Source organism: Mycobacterium sp. 1274761.0 (assembly GCF_001668615.1).
Taxonomy (GTDB): domain Bacteria; phylum Actinomycetota; class Actinomycetes; order Mycobacteriales; family Mycobacteriaceae; genus Mycobacterium.
On the sequence record NZ_LZMC01000058.1, the window covers coordinates 100,794 to 118,050 of the forward strand.

The following is a 17,257-nucleotide window of genomic DNA, read 5'->3' on the forward strand; positions in this document are numbered from 1 at the left end:
CTTCCGTGGATCCCGACAGTCAAGCCGATATCGCCGCCCTCGACTCCACCCTCACGACGGTGGAGCGGGTGCTCGATGTCGAGGGGCTCCGCAGCCGCATCGAGAAGCTGGAAAGCGAGGCTTCGGACCCGAACCTGTGGGACGACCAGGCGCGTGCGCAGAAGGTCACCAGCGAGCTGTCGCATACCCAGGGCGAGCTGCGGCGTGTCGAGGAGTTGAGGCAGCGCCTCGACGACCTGCCGGTGCTCTACGAGCTCGCCGCCGAGGAAGGGGGAGCAGGCGGATCCGAGGCCATCGCCGAAGCCGACGCCGAGCTCAAGCAGCTGCGTGAGGACATCGAGGCGATGGAGGTCCGGACGCTGCTGTCAGGGGAGTACGACGAGCGTGAGGCATTGGTCAACATCCGGTCGGGCGCCGGCGGTGTCGACGCGGCGGACTGGGCCGAGATGTTGATGCGGATGTACATCCGCTGGGCGGAGAAGCACAACTACCCCGTCGAGGTGTTCGACACGTCGTATGCGGAAGAGGCGGGCATCAAGAGCGCGACGTTCGCGGTGCACGCGCCGTTTGCCTACGGCACGCTGTCGGTGGAGCAGGGCACGCACCGGTTGGTGCGCATCAGCCCGTTCGACAACCAGAGCCGGCGTCAGACGTCCTTCGCCGAAGTGGAAGTGTTGCCTGTGGTCGAGACCACAGACCATATCGACATCCCCGACACCGACGTGCGTGTCGACGTGTACCGCTCCAGCGGACCGGGTGGCCAATCGGTCAACACCACCGACTCGGCTGTTCGACTGACGCATATTCCGACCGGTATCGTGGTCACCTGCCAGAACGAAAAATCGCAATTGCAAAACAAGGTCTCGGCGATGCGAGTGCTTCAGGCAAAACTATTGGAACGCAAGCGTTTAGAAGAACGTGCTGAGCTGGATGCGTTGAAGGGCGATGGCGGCAGCTCGTGGGGCAATCAGATGCGCTCCTACGTGCTGCACCCGTACCAGATGGTCAAGGACCTACGCACCGACTTCGAAGTCGGCAACCCCGCTGCGGTACTGGATGGAGACATTGACGGGTTCCTTGAGGCCGGAATCCGTTGGCGCAATACACAATGACGAATAGCACCGTACTTGCACTGAATTTCGCCGAAAGCTGGCAAGGCTTTTGGCGCGGCAACCTCGGCGTCTGGATCCTCGATCGAGGCGTACGGATCGCGCTGCTGTTGATCGGCGGTCTGCTGGCCGCGCGCTTCATCAACTGGGGCGCACGCCGCATCGTCACCCGCATCGACGCCGAGTATCGCGCGAGCGACCAGCTGGTGCGGTCTGAAAGCGCCAAGCACCGCCAAGCCGTGGCCTCGGTCATCTCCTGGGTCTCGGTGGCGCTGCTATTCGTCCTGGTGGCAGTCGAAGTCACCGATGTGCTGGCCATACCGATCGGGTCGTTGGTGGCACCCGCGGCAGTGCTCGGCGCCGCGCTCGGCTTCGGCGCGCAGCGACTGGTGCAGGACCTTCTGTCGGGGTTCTTCATCATCACCGAAAAGCAGTACGGCTTCGGCGATTTGGTGTCCCTGACAGTGGCGGGCATCGCGCTGCCGGCCGAGGGCACCGTTGAGGACGTGACGTTGCGGGTCACCAAGCTGCGCTCAACCGAGGGTGAGATGTTCACCATCCCGAACGGCCAGATCGTCAAGACGAACAATCTGTCCAAGGACTGGGCGCGCGCCGTCGTCGACATCCCGGTGCCCACCTCGGCCGACCTCAACCTGGTCAACGATGTGCTGCACGGCGTGGCGGAGAAGGCGATAGAGGATCCGACGCTGAAAGATCTCCTGCTCGACGCGCCTCAACTTATGGGTGTCGAGAGCATCGAGCTGGACACGGTGAATCTACGGATGGTGGCCCGCACACTGCCGGGCAAGCAGTATGAGGTGGGTCGCCGCATCCGCGTGCTCGTTATCCGCGCCCTGAGACGGGCGGGCATCGTGGCGTCCGATGGAAGCGCGCCGATGGTCGCCGCGCTGCCGCACCCGGCGGAGGCGCCCGCCGAGGCCGACGAAACTCAGCAAGCACCGGGACACAAGCAGTGAGGTCGTGGTTCAAGGCAAGGCTGGGTCAGTTCCGCGTCTCCACCCTCGTGCTGGTAGGCGTGTTCATCGCCCTGTTCTGGGTGCAGCAGACCTTCCAGGCGGAACCACCCCCGCCGCCGCCCGCGCCCGCCGTCGTGCCGCCAGGGTTCGTGCCCGACCCCAACTACACGTGGGTGCCGCGCACGAACGTCCGGCGACCGAAAGAGCCGGAGTACACCACGACCACGACCACGCCGCCGACGACCACAACCACGACGACGCCTCCGTCGGAGACGACTCCCCCGATGACCAGCCCGACGTCGCCGGCTCCCACAACGACCGTGGTCGATCCGGACGGCCCGTTGGGGCCGCTCGGCCCGCAGACGTTGACGCAGACGCCGACCCCGACGACGGCCACGCCCGTGCCCGGGATCGCGCCTGCCACGCCGCAGGCGCCGAGATAGGCCAGTGGCCTCTCGCCGCTACACTGGCGTGCCGTGATGATCACCCTCGACCACGTCAGCAAGCAGTACAAGTCCTCGGCGCGTCCGGCGCTGGACAACGTCTCGGTGAAGATCGACAAGGGTGAGTTCGTCTTCCTGATCGGCCCGTCGGGGTCGGGCAAGTCGACGTTCATGCGGCTGCTGCTGGCCGAGGAGCATCCCAGCTCCGGCGACATCCGCGTGTCCAAATTTCACGTCAACAAGTTGCCGGGCCGGCACGTCCCCAGCCTGCGGCAGGTCATCGGATGTGTGTTCCAGGACTTCCGGCTGCTGCAGCAGAAGACGGTCTTCGAGAACGTCGCCTTCGCTCTGGAGGTGATCGGTAAGCGGCGTGACGTGATCAACCGGGTGGTGCCTGACGTCCTCGAGATGGTCGGCTTGTCGGGGAAGGCCAACCGGTTGCCCGCCGAGTTGTCCGGCGGCGAGCAGCAGCGAGTGGCGATCGCCCGCGCGTTCGTCAACCGCCCGCTTGTGCTGCTGGCCGATGAGCCGACGGGCAACCTCGACCCCGATACCAGTAAAGACATCATGGATCTGCTCGAGCGCATCAACCGCACCGGCACCACGGTGGTGATGGCCACCCATGACCACCACATCGTGGACTCGATGCGGCAGCGTGTCGTCGAGCTCAGCCTTGGCCGCCTCGTTCGCGACGAGCAGCGCGGCATCTACGGAATGGATCGCTAGTGCGCTTCGGCTTCCTGCTCAACGAGGTCTGGACCGGCCTCCGTCGCAACGTCACGATGACGGTCGCGATGATCCTGACCACCGCCATCTCCATCGGCCTGTTGGGTGGCGGCCTGCTGGTGGTGCGCCTCGCCGACAACTCGAAGGCCATCTATCTCGATCGGGTGGAGAGCCAGGTCTTCTTGACCAATGACGTGTCGGCCAATGACCCTACGTGTGATGCGGATCCGTGTAAGGCGTTGCGGCAGAAGATCGAAGATCGTCAGGACGTGCGCTCCGTCCGCTTCCTGAACCGCGACGAGGCCTACGACGATGCGATCAAGAAATTCCCGCAGTACAAGGACGTCGCGGGCAAGGACGCGTTTCCTGCCTCGTTCGTCGTCAAGTTGGACAATCCCGAGCAGCACAAGGACTTCGACGACGCGATGGCCGGCCAGCCGGGTGTGCTGAACGTGCTGAACCAGAAGGAGCTGATCGACCGGTTGTTCGCGGTGCTCGACGGCTTGTCGAACGCGGCGTTCGCCGTCGCATTGGTACAGGCGATCGGTGCGATCCTGTTGATAGCCAACATGGTTCAGGTGGCGGCCTATACCCGTCGCACCGAGGTGGGAATCATGCGGCTGGTCGGTGCCACCCGCTGGTACACACAGCTGCCGTTCTTGTTGGAAGCGTGTTTGGCCGCACTCATCGGTGTGGTCATCTCGATTATCGGCTTGATCATCGTGCGAGCCTGGTTCCTGGAGAATGCGCTCAACCAGTTCTATGAGGCGAATCTCATTGCGCGAGTGGACTACGCCGACATCCTCTACATTTCGCCGGCGTTGATATTCGTCGGTGTCGTGATGGCGGGCGTCACCGCTTACGTCACCCTGCGGTTGTACGTCCGTCGATAGCCGTGGCCAAGAAAGCCGACCCGACGAGGTCAAGCAACAATCGAGTGGTCGCGACCAATCGCAAGGCGCGGCACAACTACTCGATTCTCGAGATTTTCGAGGCGGGGGTTGCCTTGATGGGCACCGAGGTGAAGAGCCTGCGCGACGGCCAGGCGTCGCTCGCCGATGCGTTCGCCACTGTCGACGACGGCGAGATCTGGCTGCGCAACCTGCACATCCCCGAGTATCACCACGGCAGCTGGACCAACCATGCGCCGCGCCGCAATCGCAAATTGTTGTTGCACCGCAGGCAGATTGACGCGCTGGTGGGCAAGATCCGCGACGGCAACCTCACGTTGGTCCCGCTGTCGCTGTACTTCTCCGACGGCAAAGTCAAGGTGGAACTCGCGTTGGCCCGCGGTAAGCAGGCCCGCGACAAGCGCCAGGACATTGCCAAGCGTGACGCGCAGCGCGAGGTGGCACGCGAGATGGGCCGACGCGCCAAGGGTATGTCCTGATAGGAATCGTTTTCGCGCTGGCTTCCGCGCTGGGTTACGGCATCAGCGATTTCATCGGGGGAATCGCATCGCGGCGGGTAGCCGCGCTGCGCGTAGTCCTGGTGTCGTATCCCGTCGCTTTGGTGCTGTTGGTGATTCTGGCTGTGATCGTCGGCGGTGACGTATCTCGCGGCGCGGTCCTGTGGGGTGGCTTGTGCGGCATCTCGCAGGCCTTTGGGGTGTGGTGGTTCTACGCCGCTCTCGCCGCCGGACCGATTTCGGTGGTGTCGCCGCTGACCGCCATCGTGGTGGCGGCGATCCCCGTCGGTGTCGGCCTGGCGTTGGCGGAGCGGCCGGGTGCGATCGCCGCTGTCGGCATCGTGCTTGCGCTCGTCGCGGTGGTGTTGGTCAGCCGCGAGGCGACCGACGAGGACACCACGCCGCACAGGTTCACCACGACGGTCGCCTGGCTGACCCTGGGCGCCGGAGTGGCATTCGGGCTGCAATTCGCGTTGATCGCGCAAGCGCCGCAGGACGCGGAGTTGTGGCCCCTGGTGTTCGCGCGGCTGGCGGCCTGCGCGGTGGTGCTGATCGTCGCGGTCTTCACCGCCAACCTGGTTCCACCGTCCGGTGCGCCGCTGCGGCTGTCGATTCTCGCTGGGATGTTCGATGTGGGCGCCAACGTCGCGACCTTGGTGGCCGTTCATACAGCGCTACTGTCCCTGGCCGGCGTGCTCATGTCGCTCTATCCCGCGGCGACCGTAGTGCTCGCCATCGTGGTGCTTCGGGAGCGGGTGACCCGGTGGCAGGCGGCCGGCATGGTGTTGGCGCTGGGGTCGGTGGCGATGATCGCTGCTGGATAACCCGGTTTGGAGTTTGCTCCTAGGGCATCATGGCGTGTGAGTAACCGCCATCGAGCCGCGAGGGGGAAATAATCGGGTGTCGGTGACGGGCAGCCAGTTGCGCTCCGGTTTGTTTGCCGGCGTGCTCGTGGTCTTCTGCATCAACGCGTCGGCGCCTTGGGGGCACACCATAGCCACGCGCATCGATGCGGCATTACAGCTGACGGTGTGCGTCGGGTCCATTCTTTGCGGCCTGGTCGTCGCCGCGCGCGCGAGCGGTAGCGGACGTCTGTGGCGATTGCTCGTCGTCGGCGGCTTGACCGCATGGCTTATCGCGTTCGCCTCATACTGGACGGCGCGCGGCGTGACGGGCACCGGCGCAGCCCCGGCCGTTAGCGTCGCCGCGTTCTTTCTGCCTCCGATCTTCGGAGCGGCGGCAAGCGTCGTGCTGCTGGGGGCGGGGGTCGGCTCGATCGCGCGAAGGGACGCTCGACTCCGGTACTCCCGCGGCGTCACCGTCCTCGACGGGTTGGTGGCGACGATCGCGTTTTCGATTATGGTCTTCCTAGGCGGCTTCAACGTCGTGGAAGGTGGATCTCTGCCAAGGGCGTCGAGCTCGACCGTTGTCGTCGCGTACACGATCATCGAGCTGGTCGTGGTGGTGGCCTCGGCGCTGGTGGCGATGGTGTATCCGCCGGAGAGCCCGTACCGGGCTACGTTCCTCCTACTCGCCGGCGGCGTGATCATGCTGGCCTCGTCTGATCGAATCCTGGCCTATCTGCAAACCGTCGGGGTGGAGCACGGCCGGCTGTGGGGCGGGATCGGATTCGTCATGGGACCGCTGATGCTCGGGCTCGCCATGGCCGAGCATCCGCACCAACCCCCCAAACGCGCCCGCGAGCTGATCGATTGGGCACAGTTGGTGCTGCCATACGTTGGTTTTCTGGGTATCACCGTGTTGCTCGCCTTCCACGTGCTGATCGGTCAGCCGTTGACGGCGGTGCCTGTCACGATGACCTTGCTGATGGTCGTGCTCGTTGCCAGCCGGCAGGTGGTTGCCGTGCGTTCACACCGGCAGCTGATGAACCGCCTGATGGAAGCTCAGAGTCGGCTTGCCCATCAGGTGCACCACGACGCCCTGACCGGATTGCCCAACCGGGTTCTGTTCGCCGAGCGGCTCGACGAGGCCATCCGCAGGGGCCCGTTCGTGTTGATCTTCGTCGACCTCGACGACTTCAAAGAGGTCAACGACCGGTTCGGCCATGCTGGCGGCGACAATCTGCTGCGCGCGGTCGGCGAGCGGCTCGCCCGTTGTATCGGCGAGGCGGACACGCTGGCGCGCATCGGCGGCGACGAGTTCGCGATCCTCATCGATGGGGAACAGGAACCGCCCGAGGTCGTCGCCGACCGGATCCGGGTGGCGCTTCGCGACCCGTTCGCGGTGCACGGCTCGTCGATTCGCGTCCGCGCCAGTATGGGCCTGGTCCGTCCGAACGGAGAACCCGCGCCCTCGTCCGACGACCTGTTGAGACAGGCCGACGTCTCGATGTATGCGGGCAAGCGGGTGGGCAAGGACACGGCCGTGGTCTACCGCCCGTCGCTCGGTGTGTCGACGGACTTTCCGACCGCGCTGCGGCAAGCGAAGGGCGGCGTACCCGAGGGCTTCAGCCTGGCCTACCAGCCGGTGGTGCGGTTGCCTGATGCCACCCCCGTCGCGGTCGAGGCGCTGGCGCGGTGGACCGCCCCCAACGGGGCAGATATCCAACCCGACGCGTTCGTCGCCGCGGCCGAGGCCGCCGGTCTGGGCGCCGCGCTTGACTCGATGGTGCTGAACATGGCCTGCAGCGAGCTCTCCTCGGTCGGCGCCGACCTGACCGTGCACGTGAATATCGGCGCGGCCCGGCTGGGCAGTCTCGAGTTCGAGCGTCGGGTGCTTCAGACGTTGAACGGGTGCGGGCTCACTCCCGACCAACTGGTCCTCGAGATCACCGAGACGGTGCCGATCGTCGACCTACCCGACGCGGCCGCGCAGATCAGACGGTTCAACGCAATGGGCGTCAGGGTCGCCCTCGATGATTTCGGCGCCGGCTACAGCTCGCTGACCTATCTGCATGCGTTGCCGGTCCAGATCATCAAGCTCGACCGCGGACTGGCCGTAGGGCCCGAGCCGAACCGGATCATGACCTTGTACCGCTCCGTGATCCGGCTGTGCACCGAGCTTGGTATGGGCGTGATCGCTGAGGGAATCGAGTCGACGGCCCAGGCCGAAACCGTCTTCGCCGCGGGGTGCCGACTGGCTCAGGGCCACCTGTTCGGCCGGGCCGCGCCGATCACCGACTTCGTTCGCCCTGGCGGGACTCTTCCGCGAGCGGGCGTGGCTGCTCATGAACACGCCGACGATTAGCAGCAGTTCGGGCTCGCTCGCGGGACTGTAAGCGTAGCGTCGGGCCGTGAACAGGCCCGCCCGTCCCGTCACCCTGTTGGACAAGTCCCAGGTCCTGAGTGGACTCTTCGCGACATGGGACGCGATCGACCGCGTGGTTGCAGACCTTCCAGACGGCGAGTGGGAGAGGACGACGTCGCTGCCGGGCTGGACCGTGCACGACGTCGTCGCACATGTGATCGGCACCGAATCGATGCTGCAGGGCGTGGGCACGCCGGAGGCAGACATCGACTGCTCGACGCTGCCGCATGTGCGCAACGACATCGGCGTCCTAAACGAGCGGTGGGTGCGCAATATGCGGGACCTGTCGCACGCGGAGTTGCTGGAGCGTTTCCGGACCACGACGCAGCAGCGCCGCGAGGCATTGTCGGCGATGGGGGAGGCGCAATGGAACGAGGTGACCGCGACTCCCGCGGGGCCGGATACCTACGGGCGATTCATGCGGGTGAGGACCTTCGACTGCTGGATGCATGAGCATGACGTTCGCGAAGCAGTCGACAGGCCCGCCGCGGACAGCGACTTCGCGGGGGCCGATGCCAAGCTGGCGCTCGACGAGATGGCCGCGAGCATGGGCTTTGTCGTCGGCAAGTTGGGCGGTGCGCCCGACGGGTCGCGGGTGCGAATCGCCCTGACCGGTCCGCTGGCGCGCACGATCAACGTGGCCGTCGACGGACGCGCGAAGGTGGTCGACGACTTCGGCGATGCGCAGCCCACGACGACGATCACGGTGGACGGGCTGTTGTTCACCCGTCTGGCCGGAGGCCGGGTGCCCGTCGACCACAGCGCGATCGCCTACGACGGCGACGAGGCGGTGGGCAAGCGGATCGTCGAGCGCCTGAACTATGTGATCTAGCCGGGATTATTCAATGCCTGGCCATTGTTCAAGCGGACGGTAAACTGGACTGTCCTGCCGAAGGTCGGCAGGTGTGCGAGGGGCTGAACGGTTTCGACTTCGCGCATCGAATCAAGGGAAGCGTGCCGGTGCAGGCAAGAGACCACCGTAAGCGTCGTTGCAACCAATTAAGCGCCGAGAACACTCAGCGCGACTTCGCTCTCGCTGCCTAAGCGACAGCAAGTCTGTCAGCCCGGGAACGCCCTCGACCCGGTGTCTGGCATCAGCTAGAGGGATAAACCGCTAGGTCCGGTCGCGGGACCTAACGGGACACCAAACAGCGGCTGGGATCGTCATCCTGACTTGTTCGCGTGATCAGGAGATCCGAGTAGAGACAAAGCGGACTGCGCACGGAGAAGCCTTGAGGGAATGCCGTAGGACCCGGGTTCGATTCCCGGCAGCTCCACAAGAGAAGAGGCAGGTCAGGGGCTATTTGAGCACTGACCCGCTTTGAGTAGCGGATTCAGAGCGAGCGCTCACGCACCACCTTAGCCACATCTATCCGTCCGATGATCCGGAAGGCCGGAATCTGCGCGAGGAATGCGGTGCCAAGAATCGCCGCGGCGACGATGAACGGAGTTTCGGTGTCCATGTCAATGTGCCATCGGTACTCGGTCTGATAGGTAGCCAAAATCCCGTCGGCCAGCAGTCTTCCGGCAAGCAGCCCTAGCGGCAGGCCGACCGCAACCAGCAGCATGTTTTCCACGGCGAGCCACCGACCGAGCAGACCGCTGCCTATTCCGGCTGCCTGCAGTGTGCCGAGTTCTACGGTGCGCTCCCTGACGTTGGCCGACATCGTGTTGTAGAGCAGGGCCGCAGCCATCACTGCGGCGAAAACCTGCAGCAGCGCCACCATGGCGTTATAGAGGGAAAACGCGTCCCGAACTGTTTTTTTGACCGCGGCTGTGGACACATAGGCGGCCACACCGGGTAGCGCGGTCACGGTCTGGCTCATCTGGTCAGGCGGCGTCCCGGGCGCCAGCTTCACCATGACTCCGGATGGTGCCGCCCGCGCGGCCGCCGCGGCGATGTACACCACCGGGCTCGTCGGTTCGTCTACGAAGCCGGCGACCGGTTGCTCGGTGCGAATGTTGCTATGAGAGTAAGTAATTCCGACCCGGTCGCCAACGGTCACCCCGAGCTTCTTCGCCAACCCTTGACCCATCAAAACGCCCTCACTGGGGAGATTCCGTGTCGATCCCTGACTGATGAATCGGTGCATGTGGGTTGACAGCGGTAGGGCGATCAGCAGAGTTTCGGCCCGGTTATTGCCGGCCTCGACGGTGATGTCTGTGCGTGTGAACAATTCTGCGTCGGTTATACGCCGATCAGCACGCAGCATGGTGGCGACTTGGTCAGCCGAGCCCGCAGTCGTAATGACTTGGGCGTCTTGGAGTTCGATGCCACCGTATTGGCGGTCGAAGAAGCGGTTGATGGTGTCGCGCAAGCCGGCGAAGACCATCAGGAGGCAGACCGAGATGACGACACCTGTCACGGTCAAGGCCGTGCGCCTGCGGTTGCGGGTCACGCTTCGCAACACCATGCGCCATCGGGCCGGCAGTTGGCGAAGCGGCGGCAGCAGCGCTTCCAGAACACTCAAGCCACCCTTCGCCGCGGGCGGAGATATTCGCATCGCCTCCGCTGGGCTGATCCGCGATGCGGCATGTGCCGGAGCCCACGCCGCCAGCGCGGCTGCCGACATACCAGCCGCAGCTCCTGTTACGAGGCTCGTCGGGTGCAGCGACGTCACTCCCGGCTGCATACCCAGTGCCGTTACATACTGGATGGTGAACCATCCGCCCAGGAAGTAGCCGCCGATCAAACCCGCTGTCGCGCCGAGTAAACCGACCGCGACACCGTAACCCACATAGTGGGCACGTACTTTGGGCCCGGAAAGACCATTCGCCAAGAGCGTTCCAACGACGGCTCGTTGTGCGACGACCAATCGCGATAGCAGCGCGTAGGTTCCGACCATCGCAGCCGCCAGGAAGACCCACGGGAGCAACTTGGCGAAGGTGCCAACCGAGTCGACGTCGTCGTGCAACCTGCGATACGACGGTTGTTCGTCGCGCGACATGACCGCCAGTCCGCGCGCGTGCGCCAATTCCTCTGCGGCGTCTAGCAACTGGGGAGCCGCGTCGCGATCACGCGCGTACAGCAAAAGTTGGTCCGCGGGCTGATTCACCACCTGCAAGAAGTCGGGTGCGGTCACAAACACCACACCGAAATCCTCTGGGCTGCTCATGATTTCTTGCTCGGAGCGGGCCGGCCGGAGGTACTCGGTCGACGTCGCGGAACCCGAGACAGACACGGTCTGCCAGCCATGTGGTCCACGCAATTCGACGGTATCCCCGGGCTCTAGCTGGTAGTGCCGGCTGAAGTGCTCTTCCATCAGCACCGCACCACGTCTGGGGAGCTCGCCGGAACGCAGCGCCAACGTGGACACCGTCGGCTGCGCCTGTGGGGGCAGGCTGACAGCGCGTCCGTAAACGGTGTGGCTGTGGATGCGGATGCCCACATCACCCTGTTGCCGAAAATCCAGAACCGGTTCGCCCGGAAGTCGTTTCGCGTGAGTGCGCAAACCGAACGCCCCAGGCCCCGTGATGACGACGTCCGGCAGAAGGTGATTCGCGTATGCACTGTCGATCGACTGTTTCAAGTTGGCGTAGGCGTCTGTTCCGGCAACATACACAGCGACACCGATCGCGGTGACGACAGCGGCGGCGACGAATTGCCAGCGCTGCCGCCATAGGTCGCGGCACAGCTTGTGGGACAGGACCATGCTCACCAGTCGAGGTCCCGCGCTTCCAGCGGCGCAGTGATCTGGTCCTGCCGGGCGATGGTGCCCGACTGCAGCCAGACGACGCGATCGGCCATCGCGGCGATCGCCGAGTTGTGGGTCACGAGCAGTGCGGCGGTGTGCCGTCGTCGAGTGATGTCCCTGAGCACAGTGAGGACTTGGCGACCCATTGCTAGATCAAGGCTGCCCGTCGGCTCGTCACACAACAGCAGCGTCGGTTCTTTGACGATGGCTCGGGCTATAGCCACGCGTTGCTGTTGACCGCCGGACATCTGGCCTGGAAAGCGGTCGGCGACATCGGATAAGCCCACCATGTCGAGTGCGTCGCGGCTTCGTGCTGTCGATTCCTTGCCGGTGACTTCGGCGATGATCTCCACATTCTCCAGCGCGGAAAGAGTCGGCACCAAGTTGAAGAATTGGAAGACAAACCCGACATGGTCGCGTCGGTACGCTGTGCGGTCACGTTTGCGCGAAGCAGCGAACGCCCTACCGGCAACCCAAATTCGTCCCGCGGTGGGCTCTTCGATGCCACCGGCGAGGTTGAGCAACGTGGTCTTGCCCGAGCCAGACGGACCCAGCAAAACTACGAACTCGCCAGGCCAGATCTCGAGGTCGACATCCCGGAGCGCCTCGATGGCTGTAGGCCCGGAGCCGTAGGTGCATCCCACCTGTTCCAACCGAAGCGCGGAGTGACCCGAAGCCCCCGTGGCAGCGGCAGCGGAGGCGCGATCCGGTGACTCCGGTTCCCCCATCTATCTAGCATCGGCTGACGGCAGGGAGCCTGTCCAGTGGTCGCCAGTGCCGCAACGACTCGTCGTCCGGCCGACCAAACTTTGATCAAGCGGACACCATCAGACCGGCAGCTTCTTCCAACTCCTGCAGGGCTGGCTCAATGGCGTTGGCTAGTTCGTCGATATCGTTCGCGATCTCCGGAGTGGTGACGAAGCCGAGTTCGGCCCACCCTTGGTAGCTGAAACACGTGATGTTCAATCCGACGTCCATCATCAGCGGGCCAATGGGTATCTGCTGCTCGACGATCGCACCCGCCAGATAGAGGGGAAACTCCGGCCCAGGGATGTTCGAAATCACGATGTTGAAGGGGGCAAGGTGACCACCAAGGTGGCTAGCGGTGTATGCCCGGACGGCCAAAGCGATCAAGCCGGGCGGGACCGTCTCGGTTAGTCCCATGATCCGGTGTGCGGCCAGAACCTTCGCCATTCCCTTCGCGCCTTGAGTGTTGGCATGGATTGTCCTCATCCGCTCGGCGGGGTCGGCCACGTCATTAGCCAGCCCGACGGTCGTAGTCGTCACCTGGTTGCTCTCTTGCGTGTTTTCGGTGGCGGTCGAAATCGGAATCTGTGCGACAAGTGGCCGCTCGGGAAGCTCGCCGCGAGCGGTCAAGTAACTGCGCAGCGCGCCTGAAACCAAGGCAATTATCACGTCGTTGAGCTTGACACCGTATGTGCGTTGGACCGTTTTCACGCGATCCAGCGGCACTCTGGTGCTGCTGACTCGCCGCTGCGGCGAAAGCGGGGCATTGAAGCGCGTAGTAGGTGCGCTGAAATGACGGGGCGGTTTGTGAGCCAGCCCGCGCACGGCCAACAGCTGAGACAGCGTTTGCCTAGCAAGCCGCAACACCCGGTAGGGGGTCATGATTGCGATGTTCAGAATCGCGGCGAGCGCGCGCTGGGCAATTCCCGGAACGCCGGACTGGGCAGACGATTGACCGACCTCGCCAGCAGGCGGTCGCGGTTCCGGGGTTACGTCTAACATGGCCTCGAACAAGCCGGTGCCCGACACACCGTCGACGAGGGCGTGGTGAACCTTCGTCAAGGCTGCGACACGCCCTTGCTCGATGCCCTCGATGACCCACACTTCCCACAGCGGTCTGTCGCGATCCAACGGGTAGGACATCAGACGGCCGACCAGCTCGTCGAGTTCGCGACGTCCCCCGGGCGCGGGCACAGCGAGGCGTCGGACGTGAAAATCGACGTCGACTCTCGGATCCTCGACAAACCAAGGCCTGTCGAGGCCCAGCGACGCGCCGGCCACCCGGTAGCGAAGCAGCGGCAACTCTTGGATGCGGGCGGCGAGAAGATCTCTGATCGCAGCAAAGCAAAAACCTGGTGCCTCGGACGGGTCACAGATCAAAAGTCCGCCGCCGTTTGGTGGACACTGATGCGTCTCCGCGAACCAGAACGCCGAGTCGACGCTGGAAAGCCGCCTCACGGTTACAGGGTTAACCCGATAACGCGCGCGCCAATCCGATTCGCCCTCGTGCCCTCGACGCAGTCGCGAACACGATCTATCGCCGGGGCCGGCCAATCCCTCGACCTACCGCGGATATCAGCCACGGAACCGCGGGTGAGCGCGGGACTCCACGCGACATATGACGTAACAGGTTGTTGACGACGTCAACACCTTTCGCGTTTCCGCAACTGCTTTCGCGTACTTTGGCGTGATCTTGCGCAATTCATATTCAGTGTTTTCGCAGCTAGGGCGAAGATCTGTACCTAATTCGATTCCCAGCAGCTCCACAACAGAAGGGCCGCAGCTCTGCGCGCCTTGGCCGAGATCCAGCATCGCGATTTGCGGCGGCACCAGCAGGTCGGCGAGCTGCTTGAGCCCGCGCCGCAGGGCAAGCATGGCCAAGACCACGGGGATGGGCGTCGACGGCATCCGTGCAAGCCAGTGCATGCGGCATGCGACAGCTATGCGTTCTGACTTGCGTTTACCAGCTTGACCTCGTCCTTCTGCGATCGATTCGAGGCGCCTGCGGCTGCGTATCGATGTTTTCGCTGAGACAGCGCGATAGGCCCCGTCGATTCGTAGAGTCAGGAGTTATGTGCGCGAACGCGCGAGGTATGCCGTCGCGCACCACGGCTCGTTCGCGGCACTGTCAGGAGGGCCAACGGTGACGACCGACGCGGTACGCCAGCTTGAAGCGGACCTCGCCCGCTTCGGCTATCTAGCCGACGAGGGGCTGGCCACCGCCATTCACCTCGCGGTGCGGTTACGGCGCCCGTTGCTCCTTGAGGGTGAAGCCGGTGCGGGCAAGACTGAGGTTGCCAAGACGTTGGCGCGCCTGTTTGACGCCAAACTGCTGCGCCTGCAGTGCTACGAAGGCATCGACGTTTCGCAGTCGGTATACGAGTGGGATTACGCTCGACAGCTGCTGCACCTGAAAGTTGCGGAAGCCCGCGGCGCGGAGGCGATAGCGGCTGCTGAAGACGAACTCTTCTCCGAACGATTTCTCGTTCGCCGACCACTCCTACAAGCCCTCGACAAAAGCGATGGCCCTGCACCGGTCTTGCTCATCGACGAAATCGACCGTGCGGATGACGAATTCGAGGCGTTCCTTCTCGAGATCTTGTCGGATTTCGCGGTGACGGTACCGGAGCTCAAAACGATAACGGCCGAAGTGCCACCACTTGTGATCCTCACCTCCAACCGCACCCGCGACCTGCATGACGCCCTCAAACGGCGCTGCCTCTATCACTGGGTCGACCATCCCGACATCGACAGAGAAGTTGCCATTGTGCGGCTGCGCGTGCCCGAGGCAAGCGAACGGCTGGCACGGCGGGTCGCCGAGGCTGTCGAGGCGTTACGGAAACTCGACCTGTATAAGCCCCCGGGAGTGGCCGAAACGATCGACTGGGCTCGAGCACTGGTTGAGCTCGGCGAACCGGAATTGGCCCCCTCGGACATCGAACACACCCTCGGCTGGGTGTTGAAGTATCGCGAAGACATCGAAAAGGCAAGGGCTTCGGGGCTCGACACCTTGGTGCGGATCGCCGACGACGATGTATGAGGACGTGGACCGACTTGCGGTGATCTTCGCACGCCGCCTCCGCGCCGAGGGGATGGCCGTCCCCACAGGGTCGGTGGCTCTCTTCGTGTCGGCGCTGAGCGAGCTCGACCCGGCTGAACGCGACAGTCTCTATTGGGCCGGGCGCTCCGCTTTGGTCAAGCGGCCGGAGGACATCGAGACCTACGATCGTGTATTCCGTTCGGTCTGGCTCGACCAGCCGCGGGATGCTCAAATCGCCGTGACTGCCGCAGACGGGGAAGCCGTCGACGACCAAGCGGGGGCCGAAGACGACCGCGAACACCGGAGTCGCGTACCCGTAACCGTCGTGCGGTACAGCTCGGTAGAGGTATTGCGCCGCAAGGACTTCAGCGAATACTCCCCGGCAGACTTCTCCGATGCGCAGCGGTTGATGGCCGATCTTCGTGCGACCGCCGCGATGCGTCGAAGCAGGCGGCGGCGGCCCGCCAAGTTGCGGCGCCGTACGCAGCCCGACATCCGCGCGACCGTGCGGCGTGCGTTGCGCACCGGGGGAGAACCCATCCGCCGAGCCTGGTACGCGCCGACATTGCAACCCCGCAGGCTTGTACTGCTTTGTGATGTCAGCGGCTCGATGGACCTCTACTCCCGCGCGCTACTGCGGTTCATGCACGCTGCGGTCGTCAGTCGTCGCGCTGTGGAAGCCTTCACCATGGGAACACGTCTGACGCGGCTGACCCGGGAATTGTTGTCGCGCGACCCCGATCAAGCGCTGCGTCGCGCCAGCGCCTCGGTCTCTGACTGGTCTGGTGGTACTCGACTCGGGGACACTCTGCGCGAATACAACGATGAGTGGGGGATGCGGGGCATGTCTCGTGGCGCCGTGGTAGTCATCCTCTCTGATGGCTGGGAGCGGGGCGACCCGACCGCAGTCGCCGAACAAATGGCGCGGCTGTCACGCGTGGCTCACAAGGTGGTGTGGGTCAACCCACTCAAAGCGTCACCCGGTTACGCCCCCTTGGCCCGCGGTATGGCGGCAGCGTTGCCGTACATCGACAACTTCATCGAGGGTCACAACCTGAACGCATTGGACGATCTGGTCAAGGTGATTTCGGAATGACCTCGCTGTCTATCGGTCAGCGTGTTCAGGGATGACACCTGCGAGCTCGAGGATCCTGGTCGGCGGCAGGTGCTGTTCGGTGATACGCACCCCGAGGTCGGCGAGGGCGTCCTCCACCGCGTTGGTTATCGCCGCCGGTGCGCCGATCATGCCCCCTTCGCCCACGCCTCGATAGTTGTGGGCGATGTCCGCCGGCGTCTCGACGTGGTGGATCTCGATCTCGGGGATCTCCATCGCGGTCGGGATCAGGTAGTCCATGAACGTCCCCGACCGCGGCTGCCCGTCCTCCCCGTAGGTGGTCTTCTCGTAGAACACGGCGCCGACACCCTGGGCTACGCCGCCGCGGATCTGGCCTTCGACGATGGCCGGGTTGATCATCTCCCCGCAATCCTCCACGACCGCATATCGAGGAATCCTCACCTGGCCGGTCTCGAGATCGACTTCGACCCAGCACACGTGGGTGGATTGCGCCCATCCGCCTTCGCCGCCGTTCCAATCCCGGGCAACTCGGATGGCCTCGCCGGGGCCCAACCGGTCGGTGTTGCCGACCACGCCGCGCCGCATCGCCTCCGCAGCGACCTCGCGGAAGCTGCGCGACATCGTGGGGACGCCCGTGACGTGGATGTCACCGTCTTCGATGACGATGTCTTCCACGGAGGCCTCCAGCAGGTCCGCGGCAATGTCGACAATGTGCCCGCGCAATATATGCGCAGCCTCCCCGACCGCTCCGCCCGCCATCGCCGCCGACA

Annotated in this window: 16 protein-coding genes and 1 other RNA gene; 12 read left to right on the forward strand and 5 right to left on the reverse strand. The window is 64.4% G+C overall.

Annotation, left to right across the window (positions count from 1 at the left end):
* Positions 1 to 5 precede the first annotated feature (5 nt).
* The 10 genes from prfB to ssrA all read left to right on the forward strand — a co-directional run bounded on the left by prfB (position 6) and on the right by ssrA (position 9,210).
* Positions 6 to 1,112 carry a peptide chain release factor 2 gene (gene prfB, locus A5651_RS12090; RefSeq protein ID WP_066980260.1) on the forward strand — a complete coding sequence of 369 codons (1,107 nt, stop codon included), beginning with the start codon at positions 6 to 8 and terminating at the stop codon, positions 1,110 to 1,112.
* On the forward strand, positions 1,109 to 2,086 hold the full coding sequence (locus tag A5651_RS12095; RefSeq protein WP_066980263.1) for a mechanosensitive ion channel family protein: 978 nt from the start codon (positions 1,109 to 1,111) through the stop codon (positions 2,084 to 2,086). Before prfB ends, A5651_RS12095 begins: the two co-directional genes overlap by 4 nt.
* A complete protein-coding gene (locus A5651_RS24920; protein WP_082943721.1) occupies positions 2,083 to 2,529 on the forward strand; it encodes a hypothetical protein in 447 nt (148 codons plus the stop codon). The genes A5651_RS12095 and A5651_RS24920 overlap by 4 nt, the downstream gene beginning before the upstream one ends.
* A gap of 36 nt (positions 2,530 to 2,565) precedes the next feature.
* On the forward strand, positions 2,566 to 3,255 hold the full coding sequence (ftsE, locus tag A5651_RS12105; RefSeq protein WP_066980269.1) for a cell division ATP-binding protein FtsE: 690 nt from the start codon (positions 2,566 to 2,568) through the stop codon (positions 3,253 to 3,255).
* Positions 3,255 to 4,148 carry a permease-like cell division protein FtsX gene (ftsX, locus tag A5651_RS12110; protein WP_066980272.1) on the forward strand — a complete coding sequence of 298 codons (894 nt, stop codon included), beginning with the start codon at positions 3,255 to 3,257 and terminating at the stop codon, positions 4,146 to 4,148. The genes ftsE and ftsX overlap by 1 nt, the downstream gene beginning before the upstream one ends.
* A gap of 2 nt (positions 4,149 to 4,150) precedes the next feature.
* Positions 4,151 to 4,645, forward strand: a complete 495-nt coding sequence (smpB, locus tag A5651_RS12115; RefSeq protein ID WP_066980275.1) for an SsrA-binding protein SmpB — start codon at positions 4,151 to 4,153, stop codon at positions 4,643 to 4,645.
* On the forward strand, positions 4,642 to 5,487 hold the full coding sequence (locus A5651_RS12120) for a DMT family transporter (protein WP_082943722.1): 846 nt from the start codon (positions 4,642 to 4,644) through the stop codon (positions 5,485 to 5,487). The genes smpB and A5651_RS12120 overlap by 4 nt, the downstream gene beginning before the upstream one ends.
* An 82-nt stretch (positions 5,488 to 5,569) precedes the next feature.
* Entirely contained in the window at positions 5,570 to 7,870 is a 2,301-nt protein-coding gene (locus A5651_RS12125; RefSeq protein WP_231988666.1) for a bifunctional diguanylate cyclase/phosphodiesterase, read from the forward strand.
* A 46-nt stretch (positions 7,871 to 7,916) separates the two neighbouring features.
* A complete protein-coding gene (locus A5651_RS12130; protein WP_066980284.1) occupies positions 7,917 to 8,762 on the forward strand; it encodes a maleylpyruvate isomerase family mycothiol-dependent enzyme in 846 nt (281 codons plus the stop codon).
* Positions 8,763 to 8,841: 79 nt separating this feature from the next.
* Positions 8,842 to 9,210, forward strand: a transfer-messenger RNA (tmRNA) gene (ssrA, locus tag A5651_RS12135).
* A 54-nt stretch (positions 9,211 to 9,264) separates the two neighbouring features.
* Here the strand turns inward: ssrA and A5651_RS12140 are convergent.
* From A5651_RS12140 to A5651_RS12155, 4 genes are all read right to left on the reverse strand, one after another.
* Positions 9,265 to 11,583 carry an FtsX-like permease family protein gene (locus tag A5651_RS12140; RefSeq protein ID WP_066980287.1) on the reverse strand — a complete coding sequence of 773 codons (2,319 nt, stop codon included), beginning with the start codon at positions 11,581 to 11,583 and terminating at the stop codon, positions 9,265 to 9,267.
* A gap of 2 nt (positions 11,584 to 11,585) precedes the next feature.
* The gene (locus A5651_RS12145) at positions 11,586 to 12,353 is read right to left on the reverse strand and encodes an ABC transporter ATP-binding protein (protein WP_082943723.1); all 768 of its coding nucleotides are present in this window, start codon (positions 12,351 to 12,353) and stop codon (positions 11,586 to 11,588) included.
* A gap of 85 nt (positions 12,354 to 12,438) precedes the next feature.
* Positions 12,439 to 13,830, reverse strand: coding sequence for a wax ester/triacylglycerol synthase family O-acyltransferase (locus A5651_RS12150; protein WP_066980294.1), 1,392 nt, complete (start codon positions 13,828 to 13,830; stop codon positions 12,439 to 12,441).
* Between the two features lie 117 nt (positions 13,831 to 13,947).
* A complete protein-coding gene (locus tag A5651_RS12155; protein WP_066980298.1) occupies positions 13,948 to 14,280 on the reverse strand; it encodes a hypothetical protein in 333 nt (110 codons plus the stop codon).
* A 235-nt stretch (positions 14,281 to 14,515) separates the two neighbouring features.
* Between A5651_RS12155 and A5651_RS12160 the strand changes: the two genes are divergently transcribed.
* A complete protein-coding gene (locus tag A5651_RS12160) occupies positions 14,516 to 15,412 on the forward strand; it encodes a MoxR family ATPase (RefSeq protein ID WP_082943727.1) in 897 nt (298 codons plus the stop codon).
* Positions 15,413 to 15,416: 4 nt separating this feature from the next.
* A complete protein-coding gene (locus tag A5651_RS12165; protein ID WP_231988667.1) occupies positions 15,417 to 16,508 on the forward strand; it encodes a VWA domain-containing protein in 1,092 nt (363 codons plus the stop codon).
* Positions 16,509 to 16,517: 9 nt separating this feature from the next.
* Here the strand turns inward: A5651_RS12165 and A5651_RS12170 are convergent.
* Positions 16,518 to 17,257: xanthine dehydrogenase family protein molybdopterin-binding subunit (locus A5651_RS12170; RefSeq protein ID WP_156662848.1), on the reverse strand; the 740-nt coding region annotated here is incomplete at its 5' end.